This is a genomic window from Nonomuraea turkmeniaca (assembly GCF_005889735.1).
GTDB classification, from domain to species: domain Bacteria; phylum Actinomycetota; class Actinomycetes; order Streptosporangiales; family Streptosporangiaceae; genus Nonomuraea; species Nonomuraea turkmeniaca.
The window spans coordinates 17,963-42,083 of record NZ_VCKY01000031.1 but is presented as its reverse complement, the minus strand read 5'-3'; the positions used below and the strand labels follow the sequence as shown (position 1 = coordinate 42,083).

At 69.3% G+C, this 24,121-nt stretch carries 19 protein-coding genes and 1 pseudogene; 6 read left to right on the top strand and 14 right to left on the bottom strand.

The window, feature by feature from the left end; genetic code table 11:
- Window positions 1-77 precede the first annotated feature (77 nt).
- Genes ETD86_RS12135 through ETD86_RS12120 form a run of 4 tightly spaced genes read right to left on the bottom strand, consistent with a single transcriptional unit; the run spans window position 78 to window position 4,034 of the window.
- A complete protein-coding gene (locus ETD86_RS12135) occupies window positions 78-413 on the bottom strand; it encodes a DUF4387 domain-containing protein (RefSeq protein WP_138666235.1) in 336 nt (111 codons plus the stop codon).
- Window positions 406-1,788, bottom strand: coding sequence for an acyclic terpene utilization AtuA family protein (locus tag ETD86_RS12130; RefSeq protein WP_138666234.1), 1,383 nt, complete (start codon window positions 1,786-1,788; stop codon window positions 406-408). The genes ETD86_RS12135 and ETD86_RS12130 overlap by 8 nt, the downstream gene beginning before the upstream one ends.
- An 18-nt stretch (window positions 1,789-1,806) precedes the next feature.
- A complete protein-coding gene (locus ETD86_RS12125; RefSeq protein WP_138666233.1) occupies window positions 1,807-2,757 on the bottom strand; it encodes a phosphoglycerate dehydrogenase in 951 nt (316 codons plus the stop codon).
- Window positions 2,754-4,034: an MFS transporter gene (locus ETD86_RS12120; RefSeq protein ID WP_138666232.1), complete on the bottom strand. Its 1,281-nt coding sequence runs from the start codon at window positions 4,032-4,034 to the stop codon at window positions 2,754-2,756. Before ETD86_RS12120 ends, ETD86_RS12125 begins: the two co-directional genes overlap by 4 nt.
- 110 nt (window positions 4,035-4,144) lie before the next feature.
- On the opposite strand from ETD86_RS12120, the gene ETD86_RS12115 reads away from it, so the two are divergent.
- Window positions 4,145-4,888, top strand: coding sequence for a GntR family transcriptional regulator (locus ETD86_RS12115; RefSeq protein ID WP_138666231.1), 744 nt, complete (start codon window positions 4,145-4,147; stop codon window positions 4,886-4,888).
- Between the two features lie 24 nt (window positions 4,889-4,912).
- Here ETD86_RS12115 and ETD86_RS58090 read toward each other — a convergent pair whose 3' ends face one another.
- The 3 genes and pseudogenes from ETD86_RS58090 to ETD86_RS12100 all read right to left on the bottom strand — a co-directional run bounded on the left by ETD86_RS58090 (window position 4,913) and on the right by ETD86_RS12100 (window position 6,878).
- Entirely contained in the window at window positions 4,913-5,143 is a 231-nt protein-coding gene (locus tag ETD86_RS58090; protein WP_246147869.1) for a hypothetical protein, read from the bottom strand.
- 166 nt (window positions 5,144-5,309) lie between these two features.
- A pseudogene (locus ETD86_RS60035) lies at window positions 5,310-5,612 on the bottom strand (hydantoinase B/oxoprolinase family protein); the annotation flags it as partial.
- A gap of 141 nt (window positions 5,613-5,753) precedes the next feature.
- A complete protein-coding gene (locus ETD86_RS12100; protein ID WP_138666230.1) occupies window positions 5,754-6,878 on the bottom strand; it encodes a tartrate dehydrogenase in 1,125 nt (374 codons plus the stop codon).
- Window positions 6,879-7,039: 161 nt separating this feature from the next.
- On the opposite strand from ETD86_RS12100, the gene ETD86_RS12095 reads away from it, so the two are divergent.
- From ETD86_RS12095 to ETD86_RS12085, 3 genes are all read left to right on the top strand, one after another.
- Window positions 7,040-7,966 carry a LysR family transcriptional regulator gene (locus ETD86_RS12095; RefSeq protein ID WP_138666229.1) on the top strand — a complete coding sequence of 309 codons (927 nt, stop codon included), beginning with the start codon at window positions 7,040-7,042 and terminating at the stop codon, window positions 7,964-7,966.
- 63 nt (window positions 7,967-8,029) lie between these two features.
- Window positions 8,030-9,013 (top strand): alpha/beta hydrolase, encoded by a 984-nt coding sequence (locus tag ETD86_RS12090; RefSeq protein WP_170223033.1) that lies wholly within the window; start codon window positions 8,030-8,032, stop codon window positions 9,011-9,013.
- A gap of 1,005 nt (window positions 9,014-10,018) precedes the next feature.
- Entirely contained in the window at window positions 10,019-10,873 is an 855-nt protein-coding gene (locus tag ETD86_RS12085; protein WP_138666227.1) for an SAM-dependent methyltransferase, read from the top strand.
- Window positions 10,874-11,391: 518 nt separating this feature from the next.
- On the opposite strand, the gene ETD86_RS12080 is transcribed toward ETD86_RS12085, so the two are convergent.
- Together ETD86_RS12080 and ETD86_RS56875 are read right to left on the bottom strand one after the other, a co-directional pair.
- A complete protein-coding gene (locus tag ETD86_RS12080) occupies window positions 11,392-11,844 on the bottom strand; it encodes a hypothetical protein (RefSeq protein ID WP_138666226.1) in 453 nt (150 codons plus the stop codon).
- A gap of 355 nt (window positions 11,845-12,199) precedes the next feature.
- Window positions 12,200-12,415 (bottom strand): hypothetical protein, encoded by a 216-nt coding sequence (locus ETD86_RS56875; RefSeq protein ID WP_138666224.1) that lies wholly within the window; start codon window positions 12,413-12,415, stop codon window positions 12,200-12,202.
- Window positions 12,416-12,819: 404 nt separating this feature from the next.
- Between ETD86_RS56875 and katG the strand changes: the two genes are divergently transcribed.
- The gene (gene katG, locus ETD86_RS12060) at window positions 12,820-15,096 is read left to right on the top strand and encodes a catalase/peroxidase HPI (RefSeq protein WP_138666223.1); all 2,277 of its coding nucleotides are present in this window, start codon (window positions 12,820-12,822) and stop codon (window positions 15,094-15,096) included.
- Window positions 15,097-15,290: 194 nt separating this feature from the next.
- On the opposite strand, the gene ETD86_RS12055 is transcribed toward katG, so the two are convergent.
- The 5 genes from ETD86_RS12055 to ETD86_RS12035 form a co-directional block, all read right to left on the bottom strand.
- Window positions 15,291-17,987 carry a glycosyl hydrolase family 95 catalytic domain-containing protein gene (locus ETD86_RS12055; protein ID WP_246147866.1) on the bottom strand — a complete coding sequence of 899 codons (2,697 nt, stop codon included), beginning with the start codon at window positions 17,985-17,987 and terminating at the stop codon, window positions 15,291-15,293.
- A gap of 105 nt (window positions 17,988-18,092) precedes the next feature.
- Window positions 18,093-19,115, bottom strand: coding sequence for an ABC transporter permease (locus tag ETD86_RS12050; protein WP_138666221.1), 1,023 nt, complete (start codon window positions 19,113-19,115; stop codon window positions 18,093-18,095).
- Window positions 19,108-20,625 carry a sugar ABC transporter ATP-binding protein gene (locus ETD86_RS12045; RefSeq protein WP_246147865.1) on the bottom strand — a complete coding sequence of 506 codons (1,518 nt, stop codon included), beginning with the start codon at window positions 20,623-20,625 and terminating at the stop codon, window positions 19,108-19,110. The genes ETD86_RS12050 and ETD86_RS12045 overlap by 8 nt, the downstream gene beginning before the upstream one ends.
- Window positions 20,615-21,682, bottom strand: coding sequence for a sugar ABC transporter substrate-binding protein (locus ETD86_RS12040; RefSeq protein ID WP_138666220.1), 1,068 nt, complete (start codon window positions 21,680-21,682; stop codon window positions 20,615-20,617). The genes ETD86_RS12045 and ETD86_RS12040 overlap by 11 nt, the downstream gene beginning before the upstream one ends.
- Window positions 21,683-21,734: 52 nt before the next feature.
- Window positions 21,735-23,060: an L-fuconate dehydratase gene (locus tag ETD86_RS12035; RefSeq protein WP_246147864.1), complete on the bottom strand. Its 1,326-nt coding sequence runs from the start codon at window positions 23,058-23,060 to the stop codon at window positions 21,735-21,737.
- Between the two features lie 311 nt (window positions 23,061-23,371).
- On the opposite strand from ETD86_RS12035, the gene ETD86_RS12030 reads away from it, so the two are divergent.
- Entirely contained in the window at window positions 23,372-24,091 is a 720-nt protein-coding gene (locus ETD86_RS12030; RefSeq protein ID WP_138666219.1) for a FadR/GntR family transcriptional regulator, read from the top strand.
- The last annotated feature ends 30 nt before the right edge of the window (window positions 24,092-24,121 follow it).

The window sequence follows — 24,121 nt, the reverse complement described above, 5'->3', positions numbered from 1 at the left end:
CGTGACCTGACGTCGCAGCACTGCCACTTCATGACGCAACACCATGATTCAGCGCAGCCGCCCAGGTGCCGAGGTCGTCAGCGATCACGTTCGGCCGGCCGCTTGATCGGCATGCGCGCGAGAGGGACGTGGTGCTGGCCGGCGTGCATGTCGCGGTCCCGGAGCGATCCCTGGCTGATAGGACGTGGAAAGGAGATCTTCACGACGTTCAGCGACGGGATCCGGAACATCTGGACCGTGCTCTCCTCGACCCGGTAGAGCTCGGCGATCACGCGCTCGTTCAGGAAGGACTCGTCCGCGGCGATCCGGTAGCCGTCGGCGTCGCGCATGAAGAGCTCCATGGTGACCCAGAACGGGCCCGCGTTCTTGGACCGGACCTCGTGGGCGAGGTCGGCCAGGGTGGTCTCAGACATCGGCGTTCTCTCCCATCTCGATGCGGAACAGGCTCGTCGGGTCGGCGCAGTCGACGACGTGGTTCAGCACGAACTCGTACGCCGCGCCGCGCTCGACCTCGGCCGGCGAGGACGCGAACGCGAGGCTAGGCAGGTAGTCCATCGACGGCGTCGGCAGGTGCAGCATCAGCGGGTTGGCGACCTTGGCGATCGCCGTGGCCGTCGCCTGGTCGGGCGCGTTGACCAGCAGCATCACGCCCACCTCCCGCGGCGGCCCGGTCTCGGGCTCGAGGTCGTCCAGCACTGCGTTGTGGCCGTAGAGGCGCAGGTCGAAGGCGTACTCGCCGTCCGACAGCTCCAGCGTCTGGCCCACCCGCCGCTTGATCATCGTGCGCATCAGGTCCGCCCAGGCGTCGATGTCAGCGAGGATGAGGGGGTCTCGGATCGCGGTGAACGACATGGTCTCGTAGCCGGTGATCCGGGCGCCTTCCAGCTTGATCGTGTACTGGTCGGCGACGTGGAACCTCGACCCCTCGACGCGGACGATCCGGTCGTCGACCGCGGTGTACCGCGCGTCACGAACGTCGAGGGTGCCGTCGGGCTCCCGCATCTCGAACGGGTTCGCGGTCTCGTAGAGCATGTGGGCGGCCACCGAGATCGGCGTGCACGACACCGTGGGGTCGAGCGGTTCGATGGTGAAGCCGTCGGCGTCGATGGTGGCGAGGACTCCGCCCGCGCGCGGGTTGCTGGTGCACTGACCGCCGCACTCGACGATCTTGGCGGCGTGCCACGTCGGCCCGGCGGGCATCCCCTTCATGAGCGGGTAGGCAGCGGCCACCGCCGTGTCGGTGGCACGGCCGGCGAGCACGACCTGGGCACCGGCACGGAGTGCCTGGACGATCGGTTCGTGGCCCATCGCGCCGACGATGTGGGTGCAGCTCTCCAGGGTCTCGGCCCGCAGCTGTCCCAGCGGGGGCAGCGGGTGGATCCGGCCCGCGTCGAGGTGCTCCTTCAACCCGGTCGCGTTCTGCTCGCTGTAGATCCGGGCGACCTTCAGGTCCAGGCCCTCCTGCGCCATCACCTCGGCCGCGATCCCGGCGACCCAGTCGACGCCGCTGTCGGTCCCGCTCGTACCGCAGGAGCCCACGATCACGGGTATGCCCGCGCTGGAGGCGGCCGTCAGCAAGCTGCGCAGGTCGCGTGCCACCGCCTTGGCCGTCGTCTTGGGGGTCGCGGAGCCGAGGTAGTAGGGGCCGGAGTCCGTTGACCCGGCGTCGATGCTGATGACGTCGGCACCCAGTGCGATGCCGCGCTCGATCGTCGCGTGGTCCCAGCCTGCGCCGAGCATGCCACTCGGCGACAGGACCCGGACCGGCTTGACGGGTTCGCTGTCCATGTCCCTCTTTCTCTCGTGTCAGTTCACCGGGAACTGTGCTCGGCCTGCGAGCGCCGCCACGAGTTCCTCGGCCCCTCTGCGCCCTGCGGCGGCTCGTGCTTCGGCGGTTTGCCCGGCCATGTGGGAGTAGACGACGATGCCGTCGACGCCGCGCAACGGGCTGTCAGGCGGGAGCGGCTCCTCGCTCACGACGTCGAGTGCGGCGCCCGCGATCTGTCCCGCCCGCACGGCCGCGACGAGCGCGTTCTCGTCGACGATGGGACCACGCGCGGTGTTGACCAGCAGCGCGGTCGGCTTCATCCGCTTGAACGCCGACTCGCCGAGCAGGCCTCGGGTCCGTTCCGTGAGCGAGGTGTGCACCGAGACGTAGTCGGCGGTGGCCAGCAGCTCGGGCAGGTCGACGAACCCGACCGAGGGATCGCTCCGCAGTCGCGCCGGCACGTTGGTGGTGCAGACCACGCTCATGCCGAAGGCGCGAGCCAGCGGCACCACCGCCCGCGCCGACGCGCCGTAGCCGATGAGTCCGAGGGTGGACCCGCGCAGTTCACATCCGTCCGCACGCGGCCAGGCCCCCTGGGCCACACCGTGTGCGGACTGCACGAGGCGCCGGGCGCCCGCGAGCAACAGACCCATGGTGTACTCGGCGACGGCGTTGGCGTTGATGCCGGGCAGGTTGCTCACGCTGATCCCCAGTCGGGCCGCGGCGGCGACATCGACCGAGTCATAGCCCACGCCTGTCCGCACGATGACCTTCAGCCTCGGCGCGCGGGCGAGGACGTCGGCCGTCAGCGGTTCGTTGGCCACCAGCGCGGCGTCGATCCCGGCGAGCGCCGCCACGAGCTGTTCGGGGTCGCGCCGACCGACCATGGGCAGGTGCACGGTCTCCAGCCCGGAGAGCCTCAGGAACTCGTCGACCTCGTCGCCGGGGCGGAGGTAGTCCGTGGTGATCAGTACGCGGGTCGCCGTCACAACACACGTCCGGAGGAAGACCGTCGTTGCAGGGCACTGACGCGCGCGACCGTCAGGACGGCGATGACCGCGATGATCGCGACGTGGATCATCAGCAGGGACCAGCTCGTCAGGTCGACCATGCCGCCGACCACCGCCGGCCCGAGGAAGCCACCACCCACCCATCCGACGGTATAGAGACCGGTATAGGTCCCGACCACTCCGTCAGACGGGGAGAGATTCCACAGGACGACGACCGCGTTGACCAGGAACGAGGACGCACCCGCTGCCGCGACGCACAGACCGACCACCGCGCCGGTGGGCGTCTGCACCACGGTGCCGAGCACCAGGCCGGCCGCGAACACCACCATCCCGGCCATCATCACGCGCAGCCGGCCGAAGCGCTCCGCGAGCAGCGCCACCGGGTAGGCCGCCACGATGAAGGCCACCCCGCTGGGCAGGGTCAGCCCGCCCGCTTCGCCGCGGGACAGGTTCAGCACCTCCATGCCGTACGGCGTGATGAGTGCCCGGGAGGCGGCCCACGCACCGCCGAAGAGGAGGATGGCCACGATGAGCAACAACCTGCTGCGGTTCGGGTCCCGCACGATGTCGAGCACGACGTCCCGCACCCGCACCCGCACGTTCGCCGACGCCGTACCCTGCCGCTCGCGGTCCTCATCGAGCGCCGTCTGGTAGGCCGGGGACCGGCTGTCCCGCAACTTCGCGGCGAGCAGGACCACGGACGCCACCATCAGGACCGCGGGAATCGCGAACGACAATCTCGGGAAGTCGTCGATCAGGAAGATGCTGATCAGCGCCGCGACCATCACCGTGAGGCTCGACGCGATCTTGACCGCCGCGTTGGCCCGGCTCCGGCGCTGCGGCGGGATGAAGTCCGGGAGCAGGGACTCGGCGATGGGCTTGAACGAGTTCGCGACCAGCGCGTAGGCGAACATCACCAGGACCAGCAGGGGCAACGCGGCCGCGGCATGCGGGATGGCGAGGAACAGCAGCGCCGCCAACGGCATCCCGACGACGAGGTACGGGACACGTCTTCCCCACGAGGTACGGGTGTTGTCCGACCGGTTGCCCATCCACGGCTGGATGAAGATGCCGAGCAGGTTGTCCATCCCCATGAGCAGGCCGATGAGCGCGGCACTGGCGATGTGCTCGCGGAGCAACGGCGGTACCTGCGAGTCATAGAGGTTCCACGTCGATTCCTGCGCGAAGACCGCCAGGGAGACGAAGAAGGTGATGTGTCCCGCTCGCGTGGGCTGCCCGCTCATCGTCGTGGACATTGCACACCTTCCCTTCACTCCGCCGTTGTGGCGAGCACCACGCTACGGTTGCTATAGCAAGACGGTCAATAGTCCCAATCGAGCTTTGCCATGGCAGATAGACTGCTCGCATGGCGGATGAGACGTTGAAGGGCCTGACGGCCGGCACCCTGGCCGACCGCGCGTACCGCGCCATCCGCGACGCGATCACGATCGGAGAGCTACGTCCCGGTCAGAAGGTCACCGAACGGGGGCTCGCCGAGCGGTTGTCGGTCAGCCCGACGCCGGTGCGCGAGGCCATCCGGCGCCTGGAGCAGGACGGCCTGCTCGAACGGACGGGACCGAGGACGGTGCAGGTCGCCACGTTCGGCGACGTCGCCATACAGGATCTCGCCGAGGTCGAGGTGGCCCTGCGCGGGATGGTGGCCCGCTTCGCCGCCCGGCACGCGTCCCCGGAGCAACTGGACCAGCTCGACGCCATCCTCGACGAAGCCGACGACCTGCTGATCCTCATCAAGCAGCGCCAGAAGGCCGGGCAGGAGCTGTCGCGGCACCTCGGCCGGCTGCTCGACGCCATGCAGCGCTTCAACGAGGTCGTCGAGTCCTGCGCCGGCAACCCGGTCCTCGTGCGTCTGCTCGACCAGACCCGGGTGTTCTCGTGGCCGGAGCGCCGGGCCAGGCTGATCGAACGGATCAGCCGCGACGCCGAGTTCGGCCTGCACCGCTACACGAGCCATCGGGCGCTCGTCCGGGCGTTGCGGGCGCGTGACTCGGCGGCGGCCGAGGCGCTCGTGATCGAGGACGCCCGTGGCGGGCTCGGGGACCTGCTCGCCGCGCCCACGACACCGGCGGTGGCTTCCGTCGTCCGGTCCTGAAGGACCATGGCCGGCCGCCTGAGGTCAGCGCGCGAGGTCGACGAGGAGTGTCAGATCACGGTCGACCCGGATGCGGCACTCCGGTCCGAAACAGCACGAGGACTCCCGCTCCTCGAAGACCGCCGGCCCCGTGATCTCCGTTCCCGGTCGCAGGCGGTACCGGTCCCAGACCGTCGCCTGGAGCCGGCCGTGCCCGGTGAGCCACACCTCGCGTACCCCGCGCCGGGGGTCGCCGGCGACGGGCGCACATCCCACGGGGATGTCGTGGCCGGGCAGTGGTGCCGAAAGCCGCCAGTTGACGACTTCCGCGGGTCCGTCGAGGGAGCGACCGAACGTCGCGCGGTAGGTCTTTTCGCATGCCGGTGGAGGCGTTGACTCCCTGCTCCACCCCGTCGGCCCGGAACAGCCGCAACGGCGGGATCGGGATGCCCTCCGAGATCAGATCGGTGGCTCCCATGGACGGCGTGCCGCCGATGTCGGGGGAATGCGCCGCGGTCCCGGCAAAGCCGACGAGCACGCCCCCGTGGAAGATCGGGGTGATCATGGCGATGTCGGGCAGGTGTCCCGTCGCGATCCACGGGTCGTCGGTGGTGACGCAGTCGCCGTCCTGCCGTTCGCGGGCCGGGAACCTGTCCAGGACCACGGCGCTGAGGGAGCTCATCAGGGCCGCGAAACCGGGGATGCCGGCGCGCGACTCCGCCATGGTGCGTCCCTGGCGGTCCATCAGGACGACGGTGTAGTCGTTGGACTCGCGGACGATGGTCGAGAACGGCCGTGCGCAGCATCGTCGAGGCGGCCTCGTCGGTCGCGGCGGCGAGCCGGTCCCACCGGACTTCCAGGCCGATCGGGTCGGAGAAGGATGGTGTCATGATGTCGTGGTGTCCTTCGGCTGCGAACCGCGTTGCCCGGATGCCCCGGTCGCGATCTCGGCGGCGATCGCCGTGCCGAGACGCGCGGTCGTCCCAGAGCCGCCGAGGTCGGGAGTGACCACCTCCGGCTGCTCGTCGAGCACGCTCTCGATCGCGGCCACGATCCGCGCCGCCGCGGCGGGCTCTCCCAGGTGGTCGAGCATCATGGCGCCGCTCCAGATCTGACCGACCGGGTTGGCGATCCCGCGTCCGGCGATGTCGGGAGCCGAGCCGTGCACCGGCTCGAACAGGCTTGGCCAGGTGCGATCCGGGTTGATGTTGGCGCTAGGTGCGATCCCGATCGTCCCCGCGCACGCTGGTCCGAGGTCGGAGAGGATGTCCCCGAAGAGGTTGCTGGCGACGACGACGTCGTACTGCTCGGGGCGCAGGACGAACTTGGCCGCGAGGATGTCGATGTGGTCCTTGTCCGCGACCACGTCCGGGTACCGCTCCGCCATCGCGGCCGCGCGCTCGTCCCAGTACGGCATCGTGATGGAGATGCCGTTGCTCTTGGTCGCCCACGTCAGGTGCTTGCGTGGCCGGGAGCCGGCCAGCTCGAACGCGTACCGCAGCACCCGGTCCACCCCGGTTCGGGTCATCACGGTCTCCTGCACGACCGTCTCGCGGTCGGTGCCCTCGAAGATCCGGCCCCCGATGTTCGAGTACTCGCCCTCGGTGTTCTCGCGGACGACCAGGAAGTCGATGTCGCCCGGCTCGCGGTCACGCAGCGGGCTGCGCACCCCGCGCAGCAGCCGTACCGGCCGCAGGTTGACGTACTGGTCGAACTCACGACGGAACTTCAGCAGGCTGCCCCACAGCGACACGTGGTCGGGCACGACCTCGGGCCAGCCGACCGCGCCGAAGAAGATCGCGTCGAAGCCGCCGAGCACCTCCCGCCAGTCCGGCGGCAACATCTCGCCGTGCCGCACCCAGTAGTCGGCGCAGGCGAACCCGAACTCGACGGTCTCCAGCTCGAATCCATAGGTCTCCGCGGCGGCCCGCAGGCACCGCAGCCCTTCCGGGACGACCTCGCCTCCGATGCCGTCGCCCGGGATGACCGCGATGCGGTAACGGTGGGACACAGGCGCTCCTCCGGCCTCGTCGACAGTGCACGCACCCGGTCCGGCCGGCGGGTGCGCCTCCACCTTCGTCGGCGGAAAACGCCGCAACAAGAACGAAGGGAGCAACCTATCCTTTCGCTCATGGAAAGACCCCGGCGCCACACCCGCCGCGGTGCGACGCGATGACCACCTCGATGGACGACCTCCACTTCTTCCAGGTGGTCGCCTCCAGCGAAACGCTCACGGCGGCCGCCCGCGAGCTGGACTGCTCCCTGCCTGTCGTCAGCAAGCGCCTCAGCGCCCTGGAACGCCGGCTCGACGTACGTCTGGTGCACCGCGGCACGCGCCGGCTCGCGCTGACCCCCGAGGGGGAGGTCTACGCCGCGCGCCTGGAGACGATCCTCGACCAGGTCCGCGAACTCGAGGACCTGGTCACCCATCGCTCCGGCGACCTGCGGGGCTCCGTCGTGGTCCAGGCGACCGTGGGCCTCGGACGCGCGCACGTGGCGCCGCTGCTCGGCGAGTTCACCGCCCGGCATCCCCAGCTGAGCATCCAGCTGCGCACGACGGCGCTGCCCCTGCGGCCGCACCGTCGCGAGTTCGACCTGGCCGTCCACGTCGGAACGCCCCCGGACTCCTCCCTGCGGATGCGCCGGCTGGCGGAGAACCGTCGAGTTCCCTGCGCCGCACCCTCCTACCTGGAACGGAGCGGAACGCCCGAACGCGTGGAGGACCTGGCCGACCACGACTGCATCGTGCTCCGCGAGAACGAGGGCGACTTCGCCCTGTGGCGCTTCGGCGATGCCGGGAACCCGCGCCAGATACGCGTCCACGGCCGTCTGTCCAGCAATGACGGGGACATCGTCACCGACTGGGCACTGCAGGGCCGTGGGGTGATCATGCGCTCGGAATGGCAGATCCGGTCTCACCTCGAGAGCGGCGCCCTGGTGCGCGTGCTGCCCGAGGTACCGACACCGCCTGCCGACATCTACGCGCTCCTGTCCGACGACGTCCACATGCCCCGACGGATCAGCGAGCTGGTCGACCATCTGGCGGCGCGACTGCCGGACCGCATCGCCGGCTCCGGTGAGCCGGCGCTTTCCCGCTGAGAAAGGTCGCTTTGCCGTTGACGGCATTGTCCAACCGCCACCCCGATTCCTAGGTTGCCTACCGTGGACATCACCGAGCGCATCGATCCTCAGGTCCGCGCGCGCCTCGATCAGTACCTGCAGCTGGTCGGTCCCCAAGGTCTGAGTGGTATCAGGGACATTCCCGAGCGGCGCAGGCGGCAGGCCGAGTTGACCGCTCTGCGAGCCGCCCCGGTCGTGCCCGGCGACATCGACGTGTACGACCTGTCGATCACTCACGGTGTGGCGACGCCGGTGCTGGTGCGTGTGTACCGGCCGCATGCGAGCACCCGGCAGTCGCCCTGCGTCTACTACATTCACGGTGGCGGCATGGTGGCGGGCAGCGTCGACGGCGATCATGCGAAGGCCATCGGGCTGGCCCGGGCGACCGGCTTTGTCGTCGTCGCGGTCGAGTACCGGCTGGCACCGGAGAACCCGTACCCCGCGGCGCTGGACGACTGCTACGCGGGGCTCGTGGCGGTCGCGGACCGGCACCGCGAGCTCGGGATCGACCCCGGCCTGATCGGTCTCTACGGGACGAGCGCGGGCGGCGGGCTGGCCGCGGCGGTGGCGTTGCTGTCCCGCGACCGCGGCAGCCCGGCCATCGCCCACCAGATGCTGGTGTCCCCCATGCTGGACGACCTGTCGTCGACCCCTTCGGCCACGGCCAACACCGGCTTCGGCGCGTGGAGTCGTGAGGCCAACATCCAGGCCTGGCGGGCGCTGCTCGGCGAGGACTTCGGCACAGACCGGGTGCCGCCGTACGCCGCGCCGGCGCGCGCCGGCGATCTCTCCGGCCTGCCGCCGGCGTACGTCGACGTCGGCGACCTCGACCTGTTGCGCGACGAGGCGATCGATTTCGCGCGCCGGCTGTCCTGGGCCGGCGTTCCCGTCGAACTGCACGTCTATCCAGGCGGCATCCACGGCGGTGAAACCCTCGCGCCCGACGCCGAGCTGAGCGTTCGAGTCCGCGGCTACCGGCACAATGCCCTCCGCCGAGCACTCTGCGGCGAAGAGCCGCCCCGATGACGCCGGATCGTGGTGCCCCTGGCCCGCGGCGACTCCTCAGCCGGTACCTGCTGCCCCCCAGTTGGCGGCGATCATGGATGGTGTCAGCGTGCTCCCTGCGTGCTCGCGTGCACCACGGTGGCCAGCGTCGTCAGCCACGGACGTCGGGACATGGGGTGGGCTCCTTCCTGACGTGAAGCATGCAGTCAGGGCAAGGCGCGCGCCGACGTATTGTCGCCAGTGCCGCTCTCTGGTCCCAGAGGGGTGCCGCCTTCGGCTCCATCACCCGGCCGGTGCTGCTGTCGCCGATCCTGCCTGCCGCAGCCGTCAACGGTGACCGCGAGAACGGCGGACCGGCGGTCCTCGATGAGGCCGCAAAGGGCTTCTGGGCGAAGAAGGTATGAGAGGCCGCGGGCGCATCTGGCATGAAACTTTCAGGGGGTGCGCCGGAGAGACATGGGACGTACCCCTCTCCGTCAAGAAGCGGCGACTTCAACCGGAGACCGCGTGACCACCGCCTGGAACACTTCGTTTCGCCTATTCTCCGTGAGCTCTGGACATTGGCACAGGTTTGGCCGTAAAAAGACATCCCATGTCCGTGCTCGATGATGAGTGCTTCGGAGGCCGGCAGGAGAGCTCCCGTCCTCCCATGAGGCGAGGCCGCGGTGCGCCGTCGTCGCCGACCCCGGCTCCGCCGCGGAGCTGCCGATCGACTCGCCCGGATCGGCGGACAGGACCCACTGAACCTTGGGAGCCCTATGAGCACCGGAGCCGAGACGCGGAACCTGCGAGTGCGGACCTGGTCACCTTCGAGGACTTTCTCGGCCGCCGCCGCGTACGACGCAGGTCGCGCGGGCGCGCTGCCCGAGCCGGCATTCTTCAAGGACCCGATCGGGCCGGTGCCGCACGGCCTTGCAGACCGGTGGCGGCTGCTGTTTGACTTCGCGAGCGGCCTGCGCGGTGGTCCCGGACCGGACAACGAAAGGGCCACGCCCGGCGGTAATTGCCGACTATAAGGGAGAGAAGATGACATACAGCGGCGGGACGGACCCATTAGACCCCGTATACGCGCAGGATCCCGCCATAAAGATCAATCCTCATATTCCCCATCCAGCTCGGATATATGACTATCTATTGGCGGGCAAGGACAATTTTGCGTCCGATCGCGCGGCTGCCGAGGCGCTCATCGAGGTGTCGCCGGGCACGCGTGAGGGCGTGCGCGCGCATCGCGCCTTCCTCGGCCGGGCGGTGCGCTACCTGGCCGCCGAGGCGGGCATCACCCAGTTCCTCGACATCGGAACGGGGATCCCCACCCAGGACAACACCCATGAGATCGCCCAAGAGGTCAATCCCGAGGTCCGGGTGGCCTATGTGGACAATGACCCGATCGTTTTGGTGCACGGCCGTGCCCTGCTGGCCGGTGACCCAGCCGGAATGACCGCCATGGTCGAGGCGGACCTGCGGCAACCCGAGGAGATACTCTCCCACCCTGAGATCCAGCAGGTGATGGACTTCACCCGCCCGATGGCCGTCATCCTGGCCGGGGTCTTGCATTTCGTCACCGACGAGGAAGATCCGTACGGACTGGTCGATCGGCTCAAGGCCGCCGTGCCCAGCGGGAGTCGCCTGCTGCTGTCGCACATCACACTCGACTTCGCCCCAAAGGTGCGCCGCGAGGACTTCACCAAGCCCTACGACAACAGCACCGCCCCCATGGTGCCCCGCACCCACGACGAGACGCTGCGCTTCTTCGAGGGCTGGCAGCTGGTCGAGCCGGGTCTCGTCGAGGTGGTGGAGTGGCGACCGGACCCCGCCGCATACCAGGAACCCATCCCTGGCGGCCACGCCTGGGCCTACGGCGGCGTCGCGATCAAACCTTGAAACGGCGCGGGGGCCGCCGGGTCCACACGCCATCGGCGACCACCGGGCCAGCGCCGCCAGAACGGCCCGGTCGGCCCAGGTCAGGACGGGTGCGACGACGATCGAGGTCAGGCCGTAGATGAGCAGTTGGCGGAACAGGCGGGATCGCGCCGAGGGCTCGGCGGCGCCGAGGATGAGGCCGCCGGTGATGCCGAGCGGGTTGAGGTCGACCAGCACCGAAGCCAGGGCCAGGGCGAGCACGCCGCCGACCGGGGGAGACGCCGGCGGCCACCAGGGGCGGCAGGAGGGGCATGACGGTCGGGAACACCGCGATGGAGCTGGCGGCGAAGGAAGTGATGCCGGCGACGTAGCACAGCACCAGCAGGTTGAGCAGCGGCGAGCCCGCGACCCCGAGGAGCTCGCTGATCTGCTTGAACGCGCCCAGATGTTGCATCAGGCCCACGATCGTGGGCGAGCCCGGCCCGTCCTGAGGCCTGGCGTGCCCATGGGAGGGCTGATCACCGGGAGGTGTTCGTACGTCAGCGGTTGAGGACCACGGTCGTGTAGAACCAGATCTCGCGCTTCCGGAATTCGCTCTCGATGTCAACCCAGGCGATCACGGGTCGGCCGCGCGCGTCGACGGTGAGCTCAGTTGCGTCGGGGTTGTGCTCGAACTCTCCCACGGCACTGGAGGAGCAGGTGCTTTCCAGGCAGGTGACGAGCAGCAATCGCCGAGTCCGCATGTCCCAGACAGCCAGGCGGGCGTGTCCTGCCGCGTCCAGCGCCAGCGCCGGCGGCGGCGTCAGCTGTTCCTCGCTCGGCCCGGTGAGCGGGATGCGGTCGGCCTGTGCGCATTCCTTGGACCGGCAGTTCAGCAGCACGCTCGCGGTGGTGCGGATGTCGCGATAGGCGATCAGCGGACGCCCGCCACGCCGCACGGCGAGAGAGAGCGATGCCCTCTCGGCACCGTCCTCGCCGGCGCGGAGCTGCACCGCGCGGCAGGCTGGGTCACGCGCGGCCGGTTGCACGTCGGAACGTCGCAGGTGATGACATCGACGCCCCCGGTGGCGTCATTGGCGTGGGCGGCGATGGGTGTGCCGTCCGGCGCGATCGCGAGTGCCAGCGGGCGATGCTGGTGGCGCGGTCTCTTGATATGGCTGAGCTTGGCGACAGACTTCCGGTCGGACCGCGAGCACGCCAGATCGTGACAGAAGAAGAAGGACAACTCGGCCCACCCTTGAGGATCGAAGTCGAGGACCGCCACTACGAGGCCGCCATCGGGGCGAGGGGCCACAGCGAGCGCGGCCCCTTCGCCCCCTTCGTCGGTGAACAGCACCGGGCCTTCGTTCACCGGAGGATGATCGCAGTCCAGACGAGCATCGGGATTCCAAGCCGGCCGACCGGCACCATCTCGCCGCTGATCACAGCGAGATCGGTTCCCGTGGCGAGAGGCAGAGTGAGCCACCCGATCACGGTCCCAGGTACGGACAGCAGCACGATCGGCGTGATCAAGCGGGGCGGTTCGCGCCACGCGGTCAGGTAACCATGCAGGAGCGGGCGCACGTGCTCGCTTGCACGACCCCTGCCCGGGGCCGCGAGCCAGACGGCAGGGCAGGGCCGCGTATCTGCTCGTCGAAGGGGGCGGCTATGTTGACCATATGGCGTCTGACTTCGAGACGCAGTTGCGAGGGGTTTCGTCGCGCGTGACCCGGCCGCGGTTGGCAGTGCCCGCCGCGCCGCGCGAGCACGCACGTCGACACCGACACGGTGGACAACCACCACCATGTCGTATGCCGCTCGTGCGGTGCGGGCGCGTACGTCGGCTGCCCCCCTGTCTCACCGCCTCGGATGGCAAGGGTTTCGTGGTCGACGTGCCGGAGGTCGTCTAGAGGTCGTCTATTGGGGCACCTACCCCGACTGTGCGGCTAGACGCATTGACCAGTGATCCGGAAGTTCGGAGGAAGCAGATGAGCGACAACCAGGACAACGCCCACTCCAGCGCGCAGGGCGTGGATCGGAAGGCGGCGGCCGGCTACCCGCTCGCGCATGACTCCGTGACCGCGCATGGCAGCGAGAGCGAGAACCCGGCAATCGACTCGCCGACTCCGAAGACCGGCGGTCGTCCGCGCACCAACCGGGACTGGTGGCCCAACCAGCTCGACCTGTCGGTGTTGCGTGCGCACTCGTCCAAGGGCAACCCACTGGCAGAGGACTTCAGCTACGCCAAGGAGTTCGAGAAGCTCGACGTCGAGGCCCTCAAGCAGGACATCATCGAGGTGCTCACGACCTCGCAGGACTGGTGGCCGGCCGACTTCGGCCACTACGGCGGCCTCATGATCCGGATGAGCTGGCACGCCGCGGGCACCTACCGCATCCACGACGGTCGCGGCGGGGCCGGCGACGGCGCCCAGCGTTTCGCCCCGCTCAACAGCTGGCCCGACAACGCCAACCTCGACAAGGCCCGCCGACTGCTGTGGCCGGTCAAGCAGAAGTACGGCCAGAAGATCTCGTGGGCCGACCTGCTCGTGCTCGCCGGCAACGTAGCCCTGGAGTCGATGGGTTTCAAGACCTTCGGCTTCGGCTTCGGGCGCGAGGACGTCTGGGAGCCAGAGGAGATCTTCTGGGGTCCGGAGGACGCCTGGCTCGGTGACGAGCGCTACGTCAACGACACCGAGATGGTGCCGAACTTCGGCGCGACCGAGATGGGTCTCATCTACGTCAACCCGGAGGGTCCCCGCGGCAACGCCGACCCGGCTGCGGCGGCGCATTTCATCCGCGAGACCTTCGGACGGATGGCGATGAACGACGAGGAGACTGTCGCTCTCATCGCCGGCGGCCACACGTTCGGCAAGACCCACGGCGCCGGCATCGCGGACGACCACGTGGGGCCGGAGCCCGAGGCCGCGCCGCTGGAGGCGCAGGGCCTGGGCTGGCTGAGCAGCCACGGCACCGGCAAGGGCGGTGACACGATCACCAGCGGTCTCGAGGTGACGTGGACCGACCGGCCGACGCAGTGGAGCAACCGTTTCTTCGAGATCCTCTTCGGCTACGAGTGGGAGCTCACCACGAGCCCGGGCGGCGCGAAGCAGTGGGTCGCGAAGGACGCCGAGGCGATCATTCCGGACGCCCACGACCCATCGAAGAAGCACAAGCCGACGATGCTCACGACCGACCTGGCGCTGCGCGTCGACCCGACGTACCAGAAGATCTCCCTCAGCTTCCTGGAGAACCCCGACGAGTTCGCGTTGGCCTTCGCCAAGGCCTGGTACAAGCTGCTGCACCGCGACATGGGTCCGGTCAGCCGCTTCCTCGGACCGTGGGTCGCCGAGCCCCAGCTGTGGCAGGACCCGGTGCCGGCCGTCGACCACGAACTCGTGGGTGACGCCGACGTCGCCTCCCTCAAGGCGAAGGTCCTGGAGTCCGGCCTCACGACCGCTCAACTGGTCTCCACCGCCTGGGCCTCCGCCGCGAGCTTCCGGTCCACCGACAAGCGCGGCGGCGCCAACGGCGCCCGGCTCCGTCTCCAGCCGCAGCGCAGCTGGGAGGTCAACCAGCCCGAGCAACTCGCGACGGTCCTGGACACCCTCGAGGGCATCCAGCGCGAGTTCAACGAGGCCGGCGGCGCGAAGATCTCGCTCGCCGACCTGATCGTGCTGGCCGGCTCGGCCGCCGTCGAGAAGGCGGCACGCGAGGCCGGCGTGGAGGTGACGGTGCCGTTCCGCCCGGGCCGCACCGACGCCACCCAGGAGCAGACCGACGTCGAGTCCTTCCGGGTCCTCGAGCCGCGGGCCGACGGGTTCCGCAACTACCTGCGTTCCGGCGAGAAGACCCAACCGGAGGTGCTGCTCGTCGATCGTGCCTACATGCTCAACCTGACCCCGCCCGAAATGACCGTCCTCCTCGGCGGCCTGCGTTCCCTCGGAGCCAACTTCGGCGGCACCCAGCACGGCGTCCTCACCGACCGGCCCGGCGTGCTCACCAATGACTTCTTCACCAACCTGCTCTCCCCGGGCACCCGGTGGAAGGCATCGGAATCCGAGGAGCATGTGTACGAGATCCGCGACGTGGCCACCGATGAGGTGAAGTGGACCGCCACCGCAATCGACCTCATCTTCGGCTCCAACTCCCAGCTACGAGCCCTCGCGGAGGTCTACGCCGGCCAGGACGCCCGCAACAAGTTCGTGACCGACTTCGTCGCGGCCTGGACCAAGGTCATGGAACTCGACCGGTTCGACCTCGCCTGACCCGTCTCCACCCGACGAGCCCGGTCGAGCCACCGTGATCTACCGGGCTCGACCGGGCTCGTCCGCCATTGGATCCGGTCACCGGCAGCCGCACGTACAGGTTGGCCATCGCGTCGAGATCGCTCGGCTCCGTCCGGAAGCGCGAGCAGGCGGCGAATGCGGGGCCGGATGCTCAATCCGACTGCCGGGCCGTCCTACACCCGGACCGTGGCCTTCGCCGACGTGGTCCAGTCACGGCCGCTCGCCTTGCCGGTCAGGACCACGGTGCCCGTGGGCTCGTTCGCGCTTGGGGTGACCTTGAACTCGGCAGTGCTCTCCGAGTCGGGCTTCAGGGGCCCCAACACGACCTGCGCGGGGGTGACGCTCCACCCATCCGGAGCCTCGACGGACACCGTGGCCGAAGGGGCCAGCGGCATCTCGATCGCCCGGACGGTGACGGTGACCTTCGCCTCCTGGCCCGGGGTCACCTCGGCGGGTGCGTCGAGCCGGACCTTCTGCAAGCTGTACGCGCGATAGGTGTGACCCGCCTGCCCGGTGAGTTCGATCAGGTCGGGGCCGACCTTCTTGGTGCGGGCCTGGCCGCCGCGCGTGGCGTCGACCACCCTGTAGCGCCCGGTGAACATCTCGCCGCGTACCTTTACGGTGCCGTCGCGATCGGGCGTGAGCAGGAACTCGTCGGCCTGCCCTTCGCTCCACGCCGCGCCGACGGTGTGGCCGCCGCGACCCCGAAGACCCTTCACCTGTCCGCTCGGCCAGGCCTCCGGCAGGGCGGGCAACAGGTGGAGTTCATCGGCGTGGCTCTGCAGCAGCATCTCCGCGATGCCGGACGTCGCCCCGAAGTTGCCGTCGATCTGGAACGGAGGGTGCAGGTCGAACATGTTCGGGGCGAGCCTGGCCGGTGTGACGAGGGCGCGGACCAGGTCGTGCGCTCGCGTACCCTCCTCCAGCCTTGCCCAGTAGTTGATCTTCCAGGCCAGCGACCAGCCCGTCCCGTCGTCGCCGCGCAGTTCCAGAGTCCGGCGCGCGGCCTCGAACAGCTCGGGTGTGTCGCGCTTGGTGATCTGATGGCTGGGATGCAGGCCGTAAAGGTGTGAGACGTGCCGGTGGTTGGGCTCGGTCTCCACCCAGTCGTAGAGCCATTCCTGGATGTTGCCGCGGGAACCGATCTTCATCGGAGCCAGTCGCTCGCGGGCGGTCTCGACCTTGCCTCGGAAGTCCGCGTCCACACCGAGAACCTTGCTGGCCTCGGCGCAGCCGTCGAACAGGTCACGCAGGATCTGCATGTCCATGGTGGGGCCTGCGGCCACGCTGGCGTTCGGGTGATGGCTGAGCTCGGGGGAGTTGGACGGGTTCGTGACCAGCCAGCCGAGTTCCGGCTCCGGCACCAGGGTGTCGAGGAAGAACTGGGCGGCGCCCTTCATGGCCGGGTAGTTCGCGCGCAGGAAGTCGGTGTCGCCGGTGAACAGGTAGTGGTCCCAGATCATGCTGGCGAGCCACGCGCCGCCGGTCTGCCACATGCCCCAGAACGCGCCGTCGACGACCGATGCGGCCCGCCATGCGTCGGTGTTGTGATGGGTGACCCAACCGGCCGCACCGTACTGTGCCTGGGCCGTGCGGGCGCCGGTCACGGTGAGGTCCTTGATCATGTCGAACACCGGCGCGTAACACTCGGACAGGTTCGTCGTGTCGGCGGGCCAGTAGTTCATCGGCAGATTGGCGTTGAGGGTGTACTTCGAGTCCCACGGCGGGCGCATCTGGTCGTTCCAGATGCCCTGAAGGTTGGCCGGCTGGGTCCCGGGACGCGAGGAACTGATCAGCAGGTAGCGGCCGAACTGGAACAGCAGCGCGGAGAACTGCGGGTCGTCGACAGAGGAGTGCTGCGCGATCCGGACGTCGGTCGGCTGGTCGGCCGCCGCGGTACGGCCGAGCTCGATCGTCGTACGCCCGAACAGGCGCTGGTAGTCGGCAACGTGCCGGCTGCGCAGCTTGTCGTAGGGCGTGTCCAGGGCGGTGTTGAGGTGCTTCCACGCGATGCCCTGGTAGTCGCCGCCGACATCCTTGTAGTTCACGTAGCTGGAGCCGATGGAGATCAGCAGTGTCACGCTGTCGGCGGCGGACACCTGGAGCGTGCCGCCGGAACTGGTGACACTGCCGCCTTCGGCGACGGCCCGGGCCAGTGCCAGGAACCGGACCGAGCCGGTCACTCCTTCCATGTCGCCCGAGACGCCGTCGACTGCCACCGTGGTTCCGTCCGGGCTGGAGCGGGTCGTCCGCTGCGGGCTGTCGAACGTCGCCGAGAACGTGATCGAGCCGGGCTTGTCGGCGGTGAGGCGGATGGCGATCACCTGATCCGGCGCGCTCGCGAGCACCTCGCGCCGGTACCGCACACCGTTCAGGACGTAGGTCACGGATGTCGTGGCGGTGGTCAGATCCAGCTGGCGGTTGTACTCCGACGCCCCGGCCGCGCTGCCGAAGTTGAGCCGCAGATTGCCGACGGGCTGGTAGGCCAGCTGGCCCACGGGCTTGCCGAGCATCGTCTGGTTGATCAGATCCTGGGCCTGGGTCCACTGGTTCTCGAAGACCAGCCGCCGGATCTCCGGCAGCGCCTGCGCACCCTTCGGGTTGCTCTGGTCGTACGGGCCGCCGGCCCAGACGGTGTCCTCGTTCAACTGCAGGCGCTCGGTGTCGACGTTGCCGAACACCATGGCCCCCAGGCGGCCGTTGCCGATGGGGAGCGCGCGGAGCCAGTCCGTGCCGGCGGCCTCGTCGTACCAGAGCGCCAGATCGTTGGCGGCGCGCACCTCCGGAGGCGGCATGGAAGCGGCTCGGGCGACCGCCGTCCATTGCATCGGCAGCAGCAGCGCACCGGCACCGGCTGTTCCGATCTTCATCAGCTGCCGTCGTGTCAGGTGGTGTTCGGACATGGCTGTTCCCATCGTTAGGGGGTGCGGCGCTCGGGACGCCGAGGCGGAGAGGAGAGGGGTGCCCGCGGCGGGCTATTCCTGGACCTTGCCTCCGGTGAGGCGGGACAGGACGAGGGCGATGATGATGATCGCGCCGTTGAGGGCCTGGATCCATTGGGCCGGCACGCCGGCCAGGGTGAGGACGTTCTGGATCATGTAGAGGAGAAGGATGCCGGTGAACGCGCCGAACATCGTGCCCTTGCCGCCGTTGAGGCCGACACCGCCGATCACGGCCGCGGCGAACACGGTGAAGATGGCGCCGTCACCCTGCGCGGCCGCCACGGAGGCGAGGTGGCCCGACATCAGCAGGCCGCCGAGCGCGGCCAGCACGCTGGCGCCCACCAGGGCGGTCCACAACACCCGGTCGGTACGGATGCCGGCCGCCTTGGCCGCGTCCACGTTGCCGCCGATGGCGTACAGGGCGCGGCCGAACTTGGTGAAGCCGAGCAGCACGATGCCGGCGGCGAACAGCAGCAGGCAGAGCCAGATCGAGGCGGGCACGCCGAGCCACAGGGCCGAGCCGAGATAGAGCATCGACGCCGGCAGGTTGAAGAAGGTCTGGCCGCCGGAGATGCCGGTGAGCAGGCCGCGCAGCACGATGAGCATGCCGAGGGTGACGATGAAGCCGTTGAGCCCGAACCGTACGATCAGCAGCGCGTTGATCGCGCCGATGAGCACGCCGACGGCCAGGGTGACGGGGATCGACCAGGCGCCCGGCAGCAGGCCGAGACCGGCGCCCGAACCGGCGGCCACGGTGAGCCAGGCCGCCACGCCCGGCGCGAGACCGAACGTCGACTCCAGCGACAGGTCCATCTTGCCGGCGACCAGCACGATGGTCTGGGCAAGGACCAGGAGCGAGATCTCCGACATGGTCTGCAGGATGTTGATCAGGTTGTCGCCCTGCAGGAAGATCGGGTTGACGATCTGGCCGACGATGGCGATCGCGATGATCGCGGGGATCAGGGCGAAGTCGCGCAACCGGGCCAGTCGTATCCGTGGCCGTTCCCGCTCGGGGGCGGCGTTCTCGGTGGCGGGCGTGAGAGTTTTCTCAGGCATCGAGCCGGACTCCTTCCATGGCCGCCACCACGTCGTGGTCGTGCCATCCGGCGGCCATGTCCGCGACGACACGGCCCTGGAACATCACCAGCAGCCGGTCGCACAGCCGCAGGTCGTCGAGTTCGTCGGAGGCGATCAGCACGCCGGTCCCCCTGGCGGCGGTCTCCTCGACCTTGCCGAGCAGGAACTCCTTGGACTTCACGTCCACCCCGGCGGTGGGTGTGATCAGCACGAGCAGCCGGGGATCGGAGGCCAGCGCCCTGGCCATGACGACCTTCTGCTGGTTGCCGCCGGACAGGCCCATCACGGGCAGGCCGGGGCCGGGGGTCTTGATCGCCAGGTTGGTGATCAGAGTCCTGGCCAGCCGGTCGCGCCGCCGGCCGCTGATCAGGCCGGCCTCGCCGAGTTGGTCGGGGACGGTCATGGTGGCGTTGTCGGCGATCGACATCATCGGGACGAACCCCTGGTGGTGCCGGTCGCGGGGGACGAAGCCGACACCTGCCGCGAGCGCGTCGGGCACGCTGCCGGGACGGGGAGCGCGCCCGGCGACCTCGATCGTGCCCGAATCGGCTGCGCGCAACCCGACGATGGTCTCGGCCAGCTCGGTCCTGCCGCTGCCGGCCGCGCCCGCCAGGCCGACGATCTCGCCGGCCTGGATCTGGAAGTCGATCTCCCGGTAGGCGTCGCCGTACGACAGGTCGCGCACGCCGAGCACCACACCGGCGCCGCCGGGCGGGGCCGCCCGGGCGGACGACTCGGCCAGGCCGGCGGCCTCTCCCGCCATCGCCGCCACCAGCTCCCCGTGCGGCAGGTCGGCCACCGTGGTGGTCAGGATGTGCCGGGCGTCGCGGAAGACCGTGACCGTGTCGCAGATCTCGTAGATCTCCTGCAGGTGGTGGCTGATGAACAGGAAGGTCACTCCCTGTTCCTGCAGGGTGCGGATCCGGGTGAACAGCCGGGCGATGGCGGCCGCGTCGAGCTGAGCGGTCGGCTCGTCGAGGATGATGAACCGGGCGCCGAAGGACAGCGCTCGGGCGATCTCCACGAACTGCCGCTGTTCGACGTCCAGCTCGCCGGCCGGCAGGCGCACGTCGACGTCCACCGACCAGGTGGCGAGCAGCTCGGCCGCCTTGCGCCGGAGGCTGCCCCAGCGGACCAGCCCGAACCGGTTCAGGTCGTGGCGGTGCAGGTAGAGGTTCTCCGCCACGGTCAGCTCGGGGATGATCGTGGACTTCTGGTAGACGCAGGCCACCCGTTGCCGCCAGGCGTCGCGGTCGGTGAGGCGCGGGGCAGGCTCGCCGCCGAACCGCACCTCGCCCTCGTCGGGGGCCTGGAGCCCGGTGAGGATCGAGACCAGGGTGGACTTCCCGGCTCCGTTGCGGCCGACGAGCGCGTGGGTCTGGCCGGCCATGATGCGGATTCCGGCGCGGTCCAGCGCGACGGTCTCGCCGTATCTCTTGGTGACACCCATCGCCTCGGCGAGAGGCGTGGCCGCCTGGTCATCCGCCAAGGTTGTTGCCCCAGAGCGAGGAGTCGTCCGGCTTGACGCTCGCTACGCCTCCGTAGGTGCCGCCGTCGGCGGTGACCAGGGGCGCGGAGAGCTGGTCCTCCAGCAGGCCCGGGCGCACCTGGATGATGGTGCTGTCGTGGTCGGTCGGGCCCGGCTTGAACGTCTTGCCGTCGATGGCGGCCTTGGTGTACTGCAGCGCGTACTTGGCGTATTGGTCGGCCGGCTGGGAGACGGTCGCGTCGATGTTGCCGGCGGCGATCTCCTTCAGCTCCTGGGGGATGCCGTCGTTGGAGATGACGAAGACGTGCTTGGGATCGTCCGCCGGGACCAAGAGGCCGCGCTGCTGGAGCACCTGGAGGGTGCCCGACAGGGCGAAGCTCGACTGCATGTAGACGCCCTTGATGTCGGGGTGGGCGGTGAGCTGGGTCTGGAGCTTCTGCGAGGCGATCGCGCCGTCCCAGTTGGTGGCCTCGCCGAACACCGTGATGCCGGGGTAGCTGGCCTTCATGCAGGCGTTGAACGCCTCGGTGCGGTCGCGGCCGTTGATGGAGGCGAGGTCGCCCTGGAGCATCACGACCTTGCCCTTGCCGGACAGCTTCTCGCCGAGGAACTTGCACGCCTTCTCGCCGTACGCCCGGTTGTCGGCACGTACCACCATGAAGGCGTCACCCTGCTCGGGACGGGTGTCCACCATGACGACGGGGATCTTCTTGGTGTTGAGCTGCTGGAGGGTGGGGGCCACGGCAGCCGTGTCCTGCGGCGCCAGCACGACGCCCTTGACGCCCTGGCTGATGAAGCTCTGCACGTTGGCGGTGAGCTTGGAGATGTCGTTCTGCGAGTTGGAGGTCTTCAGCTCCAGGCCGTTCTCGGCGCCGAACTGGGGGACGTACTTGATGAAGGAGTTCCAGAAGTCGGTGTCGGAGCGGGGGTAGTCCACTCCGACGATCGGCTTGCCGCCTCCTGAGGCGGCCGTGCCGCCGCCTCCGCTGCCCCCGCAGGCGGTGGCCAGCCCGACCGACAGCGCGATGGCCGCACCTAAGGCGAGTCCTCGTTTCATGACTGTTCCTTTCCTGTGCTCGCTCGCGGCCGGAGCCCGCCGGGGGAGCGTGTCACACCGCACCCGCCACGTCGGCGACTGCGTCGGCGGCCCACTGGGGGCCGTGCGGGTAGGCGTACTCGGCGCGGGATGCCGGACGCATCTCGGCGCCTCCGCCCGGCCGTGCGGGGGCGACGTATCGGCCGTCCCGGATCACGACCGGGTCGGTGAAGTGCTCGTGCAGATGGTCGATGTACTCGATGACGCGGTCCTCGGCGGTGCCGCTGACGGCCACGTAGTCGAACATCGACAGGTGCTGGACCATCTCGCACAGGCCGACGCCGCCCGCGTGCGGGCACACCGGCACCCCGAACTTGGCGGCCAGCAGCAGGATGGCGATGTTCTCGTTGACCCCGGCGACTCTGGCGGCGTCGAGCTGCAGGATGTCGAGCGCGCCCGCCTGCAGGAACTGCTTGAACATCACCCGGTTGTGGGTGTGCTCGCCGGTGGCGACCTTGATGGGCGCCACCTGCTTGCGGATGGCGGCGTGGCCGAGCACGTCGTCGGGCGAGGTGGGCTCCTCGATCCAGTACAGGTCGAACTCGGCGAGCGGAGCCAGCCACTCGATCGCCTGGCCGACGTTCCACGCCTGGTTGGCGTCCACGGCGATGCGCACATCGGGGCCGACCGCCGCGCGGGCCAGCCGTACGCGCCGGACGTCCTCGGCCAGGTCGGCGCCGACTTTCAGCTTGATCTGGCGAAACCCGTCGGCGACCGCCTCCTCCGCCAGCCGGACCAGCTTGTCGTCGGTGTAGCCGAGCCAGCCGGGAGTGGTGGTGTAGGCCGGGTAGCCCTCGGCCAGCAGGCGGGCGCGGCGTTCGGCGCGGCCCGGCTCGGCGCCGCGCAGGATGGCCAGCGCCTCCTCACGGGTGAGCGCGTCCTCCAGGTAACGGAAGTCGACGACATCGACGATCTCCTCCGGCGGCAGCTCCGACAGCAGCTGCCACAACGGCTTGCCTGCCCTGCGCGCGCGAAGGTCCCACAGAGCGTTGAGCACGGCCCCAGCCGCCATGTGGATGACGCCCTTCTCCGGGCCGAGCCAGCGCAGCTGGCTGTCGCCGGTGAGCCGGCGGGACACCCCGCCGAGGTCACCGAGCACCTCGGCCACCGGCCGGCCGGTGACCAGCGGCGCCAGCGACTCCACGGCGGCGACGGCGATCTCGTTGCCGCGGCCGACGGTGAAGGCGAGCCCGTGCCCTTCCTGTCCGCCACCGGTCCGCACGATCACGTAGGCGGCGGAGTAGTCGGGCTCGGGGTTCATGGCGTCGGACCCATCGAGATGCCGGGAGGTGGGGAACCGGATGTCGTGGGCCTCGACGGCGGTGATCAGCTCGGTCACGATGACCGGCCCTGGTGATGCTTGCGCACGAAGGTGAACCTCCAGTGGATGTTTCCGGGAGATGAAGAGGCCTTCACTGCATGAACATGGGATGTCTTTGTAATCCTCGCCGAGGCCCTGTGTCTAGACCTCTGCGAGAAATTCCAGGAATAACGCGCGATAGCCGTCTACCAGTCCCCCAATCTGATGGGTAGACAACCCACGTCTGTGCCTCGATACTTTGAGCTCTCTCTCGAACATGGGATGTCTGCTATGTTTTCCAGCGTGACCCGAGTGCCGATCGAGCGACTCCACGCCCGGAGGCCGCACACATGTCCCTGACTGACGAGGCGATCTCCCGCATCCGGGCGCTCATCCAGTCGGGGGAGCTGCCCCCAGGGGCTCGGCTGCCACCGGAGCACCAGCTCGCCGCCCAACTCGGCGTCTCCCGCAACCCGTTGCGCGAGGCGGTCAAGGCGCTGGTCGTGGCCCGGGTGCTCGACGTGCGGCGGGGCGACGGCACCTTCGTGACCAGCCTGGAGCCGCGGCTGCTGCTGGAAGGGCTGGGGCTGGCCGTCGAGTTGCTGCGCGACGACACCCTGCTGGAGATCGTCCAGGTACGGCGGATGCTGGAGCCCGCGGCGACCGCCCTTGCCGCGGCCCAGATCTCTGCCGAGCAACTCGACGAGATCGGCGAACATCTGAACGCGATGCGCGCTGCTTGCGATGACGTGGAGAAGCTGAACCACCACGACGCCGCGTTCCACCGCGCCGTCGTGAGCGCGACCGGCAACGAGACGCTGTCCACCCTGCTCGACGGAATCTCCGGCCGCACGTTGCGGATGCGGGTGTGGCGCGGCACGGTCGAGGCAGGCAGCTCGCACAAGACCGTCGCCGAGCACGAGGCGATCTACAACGCCCTGGCCGCCGGCGACGCCATGCTCGCCCAAGCCGCGGCTCTCATGCACATCGTCACGACCGAGACCTGGCTCCGCTCGGTGCTGGGAGACGTCGAGGGCTCCCTCGACCAGGACGGGGACGACGACGGCTGATCTACCCGACCGAGCGGATGCCGCTGGGCC

Excerpts from the sequence above, each read along its gene's own strand:
- ETD86_RS12115 (WP_138666231.1), top strand. The coding sequence starts at position 4,145 with ATGGCGGATGAGACGTTGAAGGGCCTGACGGCCGGCACCCTGGCCGAC.
- ETD86_RS12055 (WP_246147866.1), bottom strand. The coding sequence starts at position 17,987 with ATGAAGATCGGAACAGCCGGTGCCGGTGCGCTGCTGCTGCCGATGCAA.
- ETD86_RS12135 (WP_138666235.1), bottom strand. The coding sequence starts at position 413 with ATGTCTGAGACCACCCTGGCCGACCTCGCCCACGAGGTCCGGTCCAAG.
- ETD86_RS12040 (WP_138666220.1), bottom strand. The coding sequence starts at position 21,682 with ATGAAACGAGGACTCGCCTTAGGTGCGGCCATCGCGCTGTCGGTCGGG.
- ETD86_RS12050 (WP_138666221.1), bottom strand. The coding sequence starts at position 19,115 with ATGCCTGAGAAAACTCTCACGCCCGCCACCGAGAACGCCGCCCCCGAG.
- ETD86_RS12120 (WP_138666232.1), bottom strand. The coding sequence starts at position 4,034 with ATGTCCACGACGATGAGCGGGCAGCCCACGCGAGCGGGACACATCACC.
- ETD86_RS12030 (WP_138666219.1), top strand. The coding sequence starts at position 23,372 with ATGTCCCTGACTGACGAGGCGATCTCCCGCATCCGGGCGCTCATCCAG.
- katG (WP_138666223.1), top strand. The coding sequence starts at position 12,820 with ATGAGCGACAACCAGGACAACGCCCACTCCAGCGCGCAGGGCGTGGAT.
- ETD86_RS12095 (WP_138666229.1), top strand. The coding sequence starts at position 7,040 with ATGACCACCTCGATGGACGACCTCCACTTCTTCCAGGTGGTCGCCTCC.
- ETD86_RS12085 (WP_138666227.1), top strand. The coding sequence starts at position 10,019 with ATGACATACAGCGGCGGGACGGACCCATTAGACCCCGTATACGCGCAG.
- ETD86_RS12130 (WP_138666234.1), bottom strand. The coding sequence starts at position 1,788 with ATGGACAGCGAACCCGTCAAGCCGGTCCGGGTCCTGTCGCCGAGTGGC.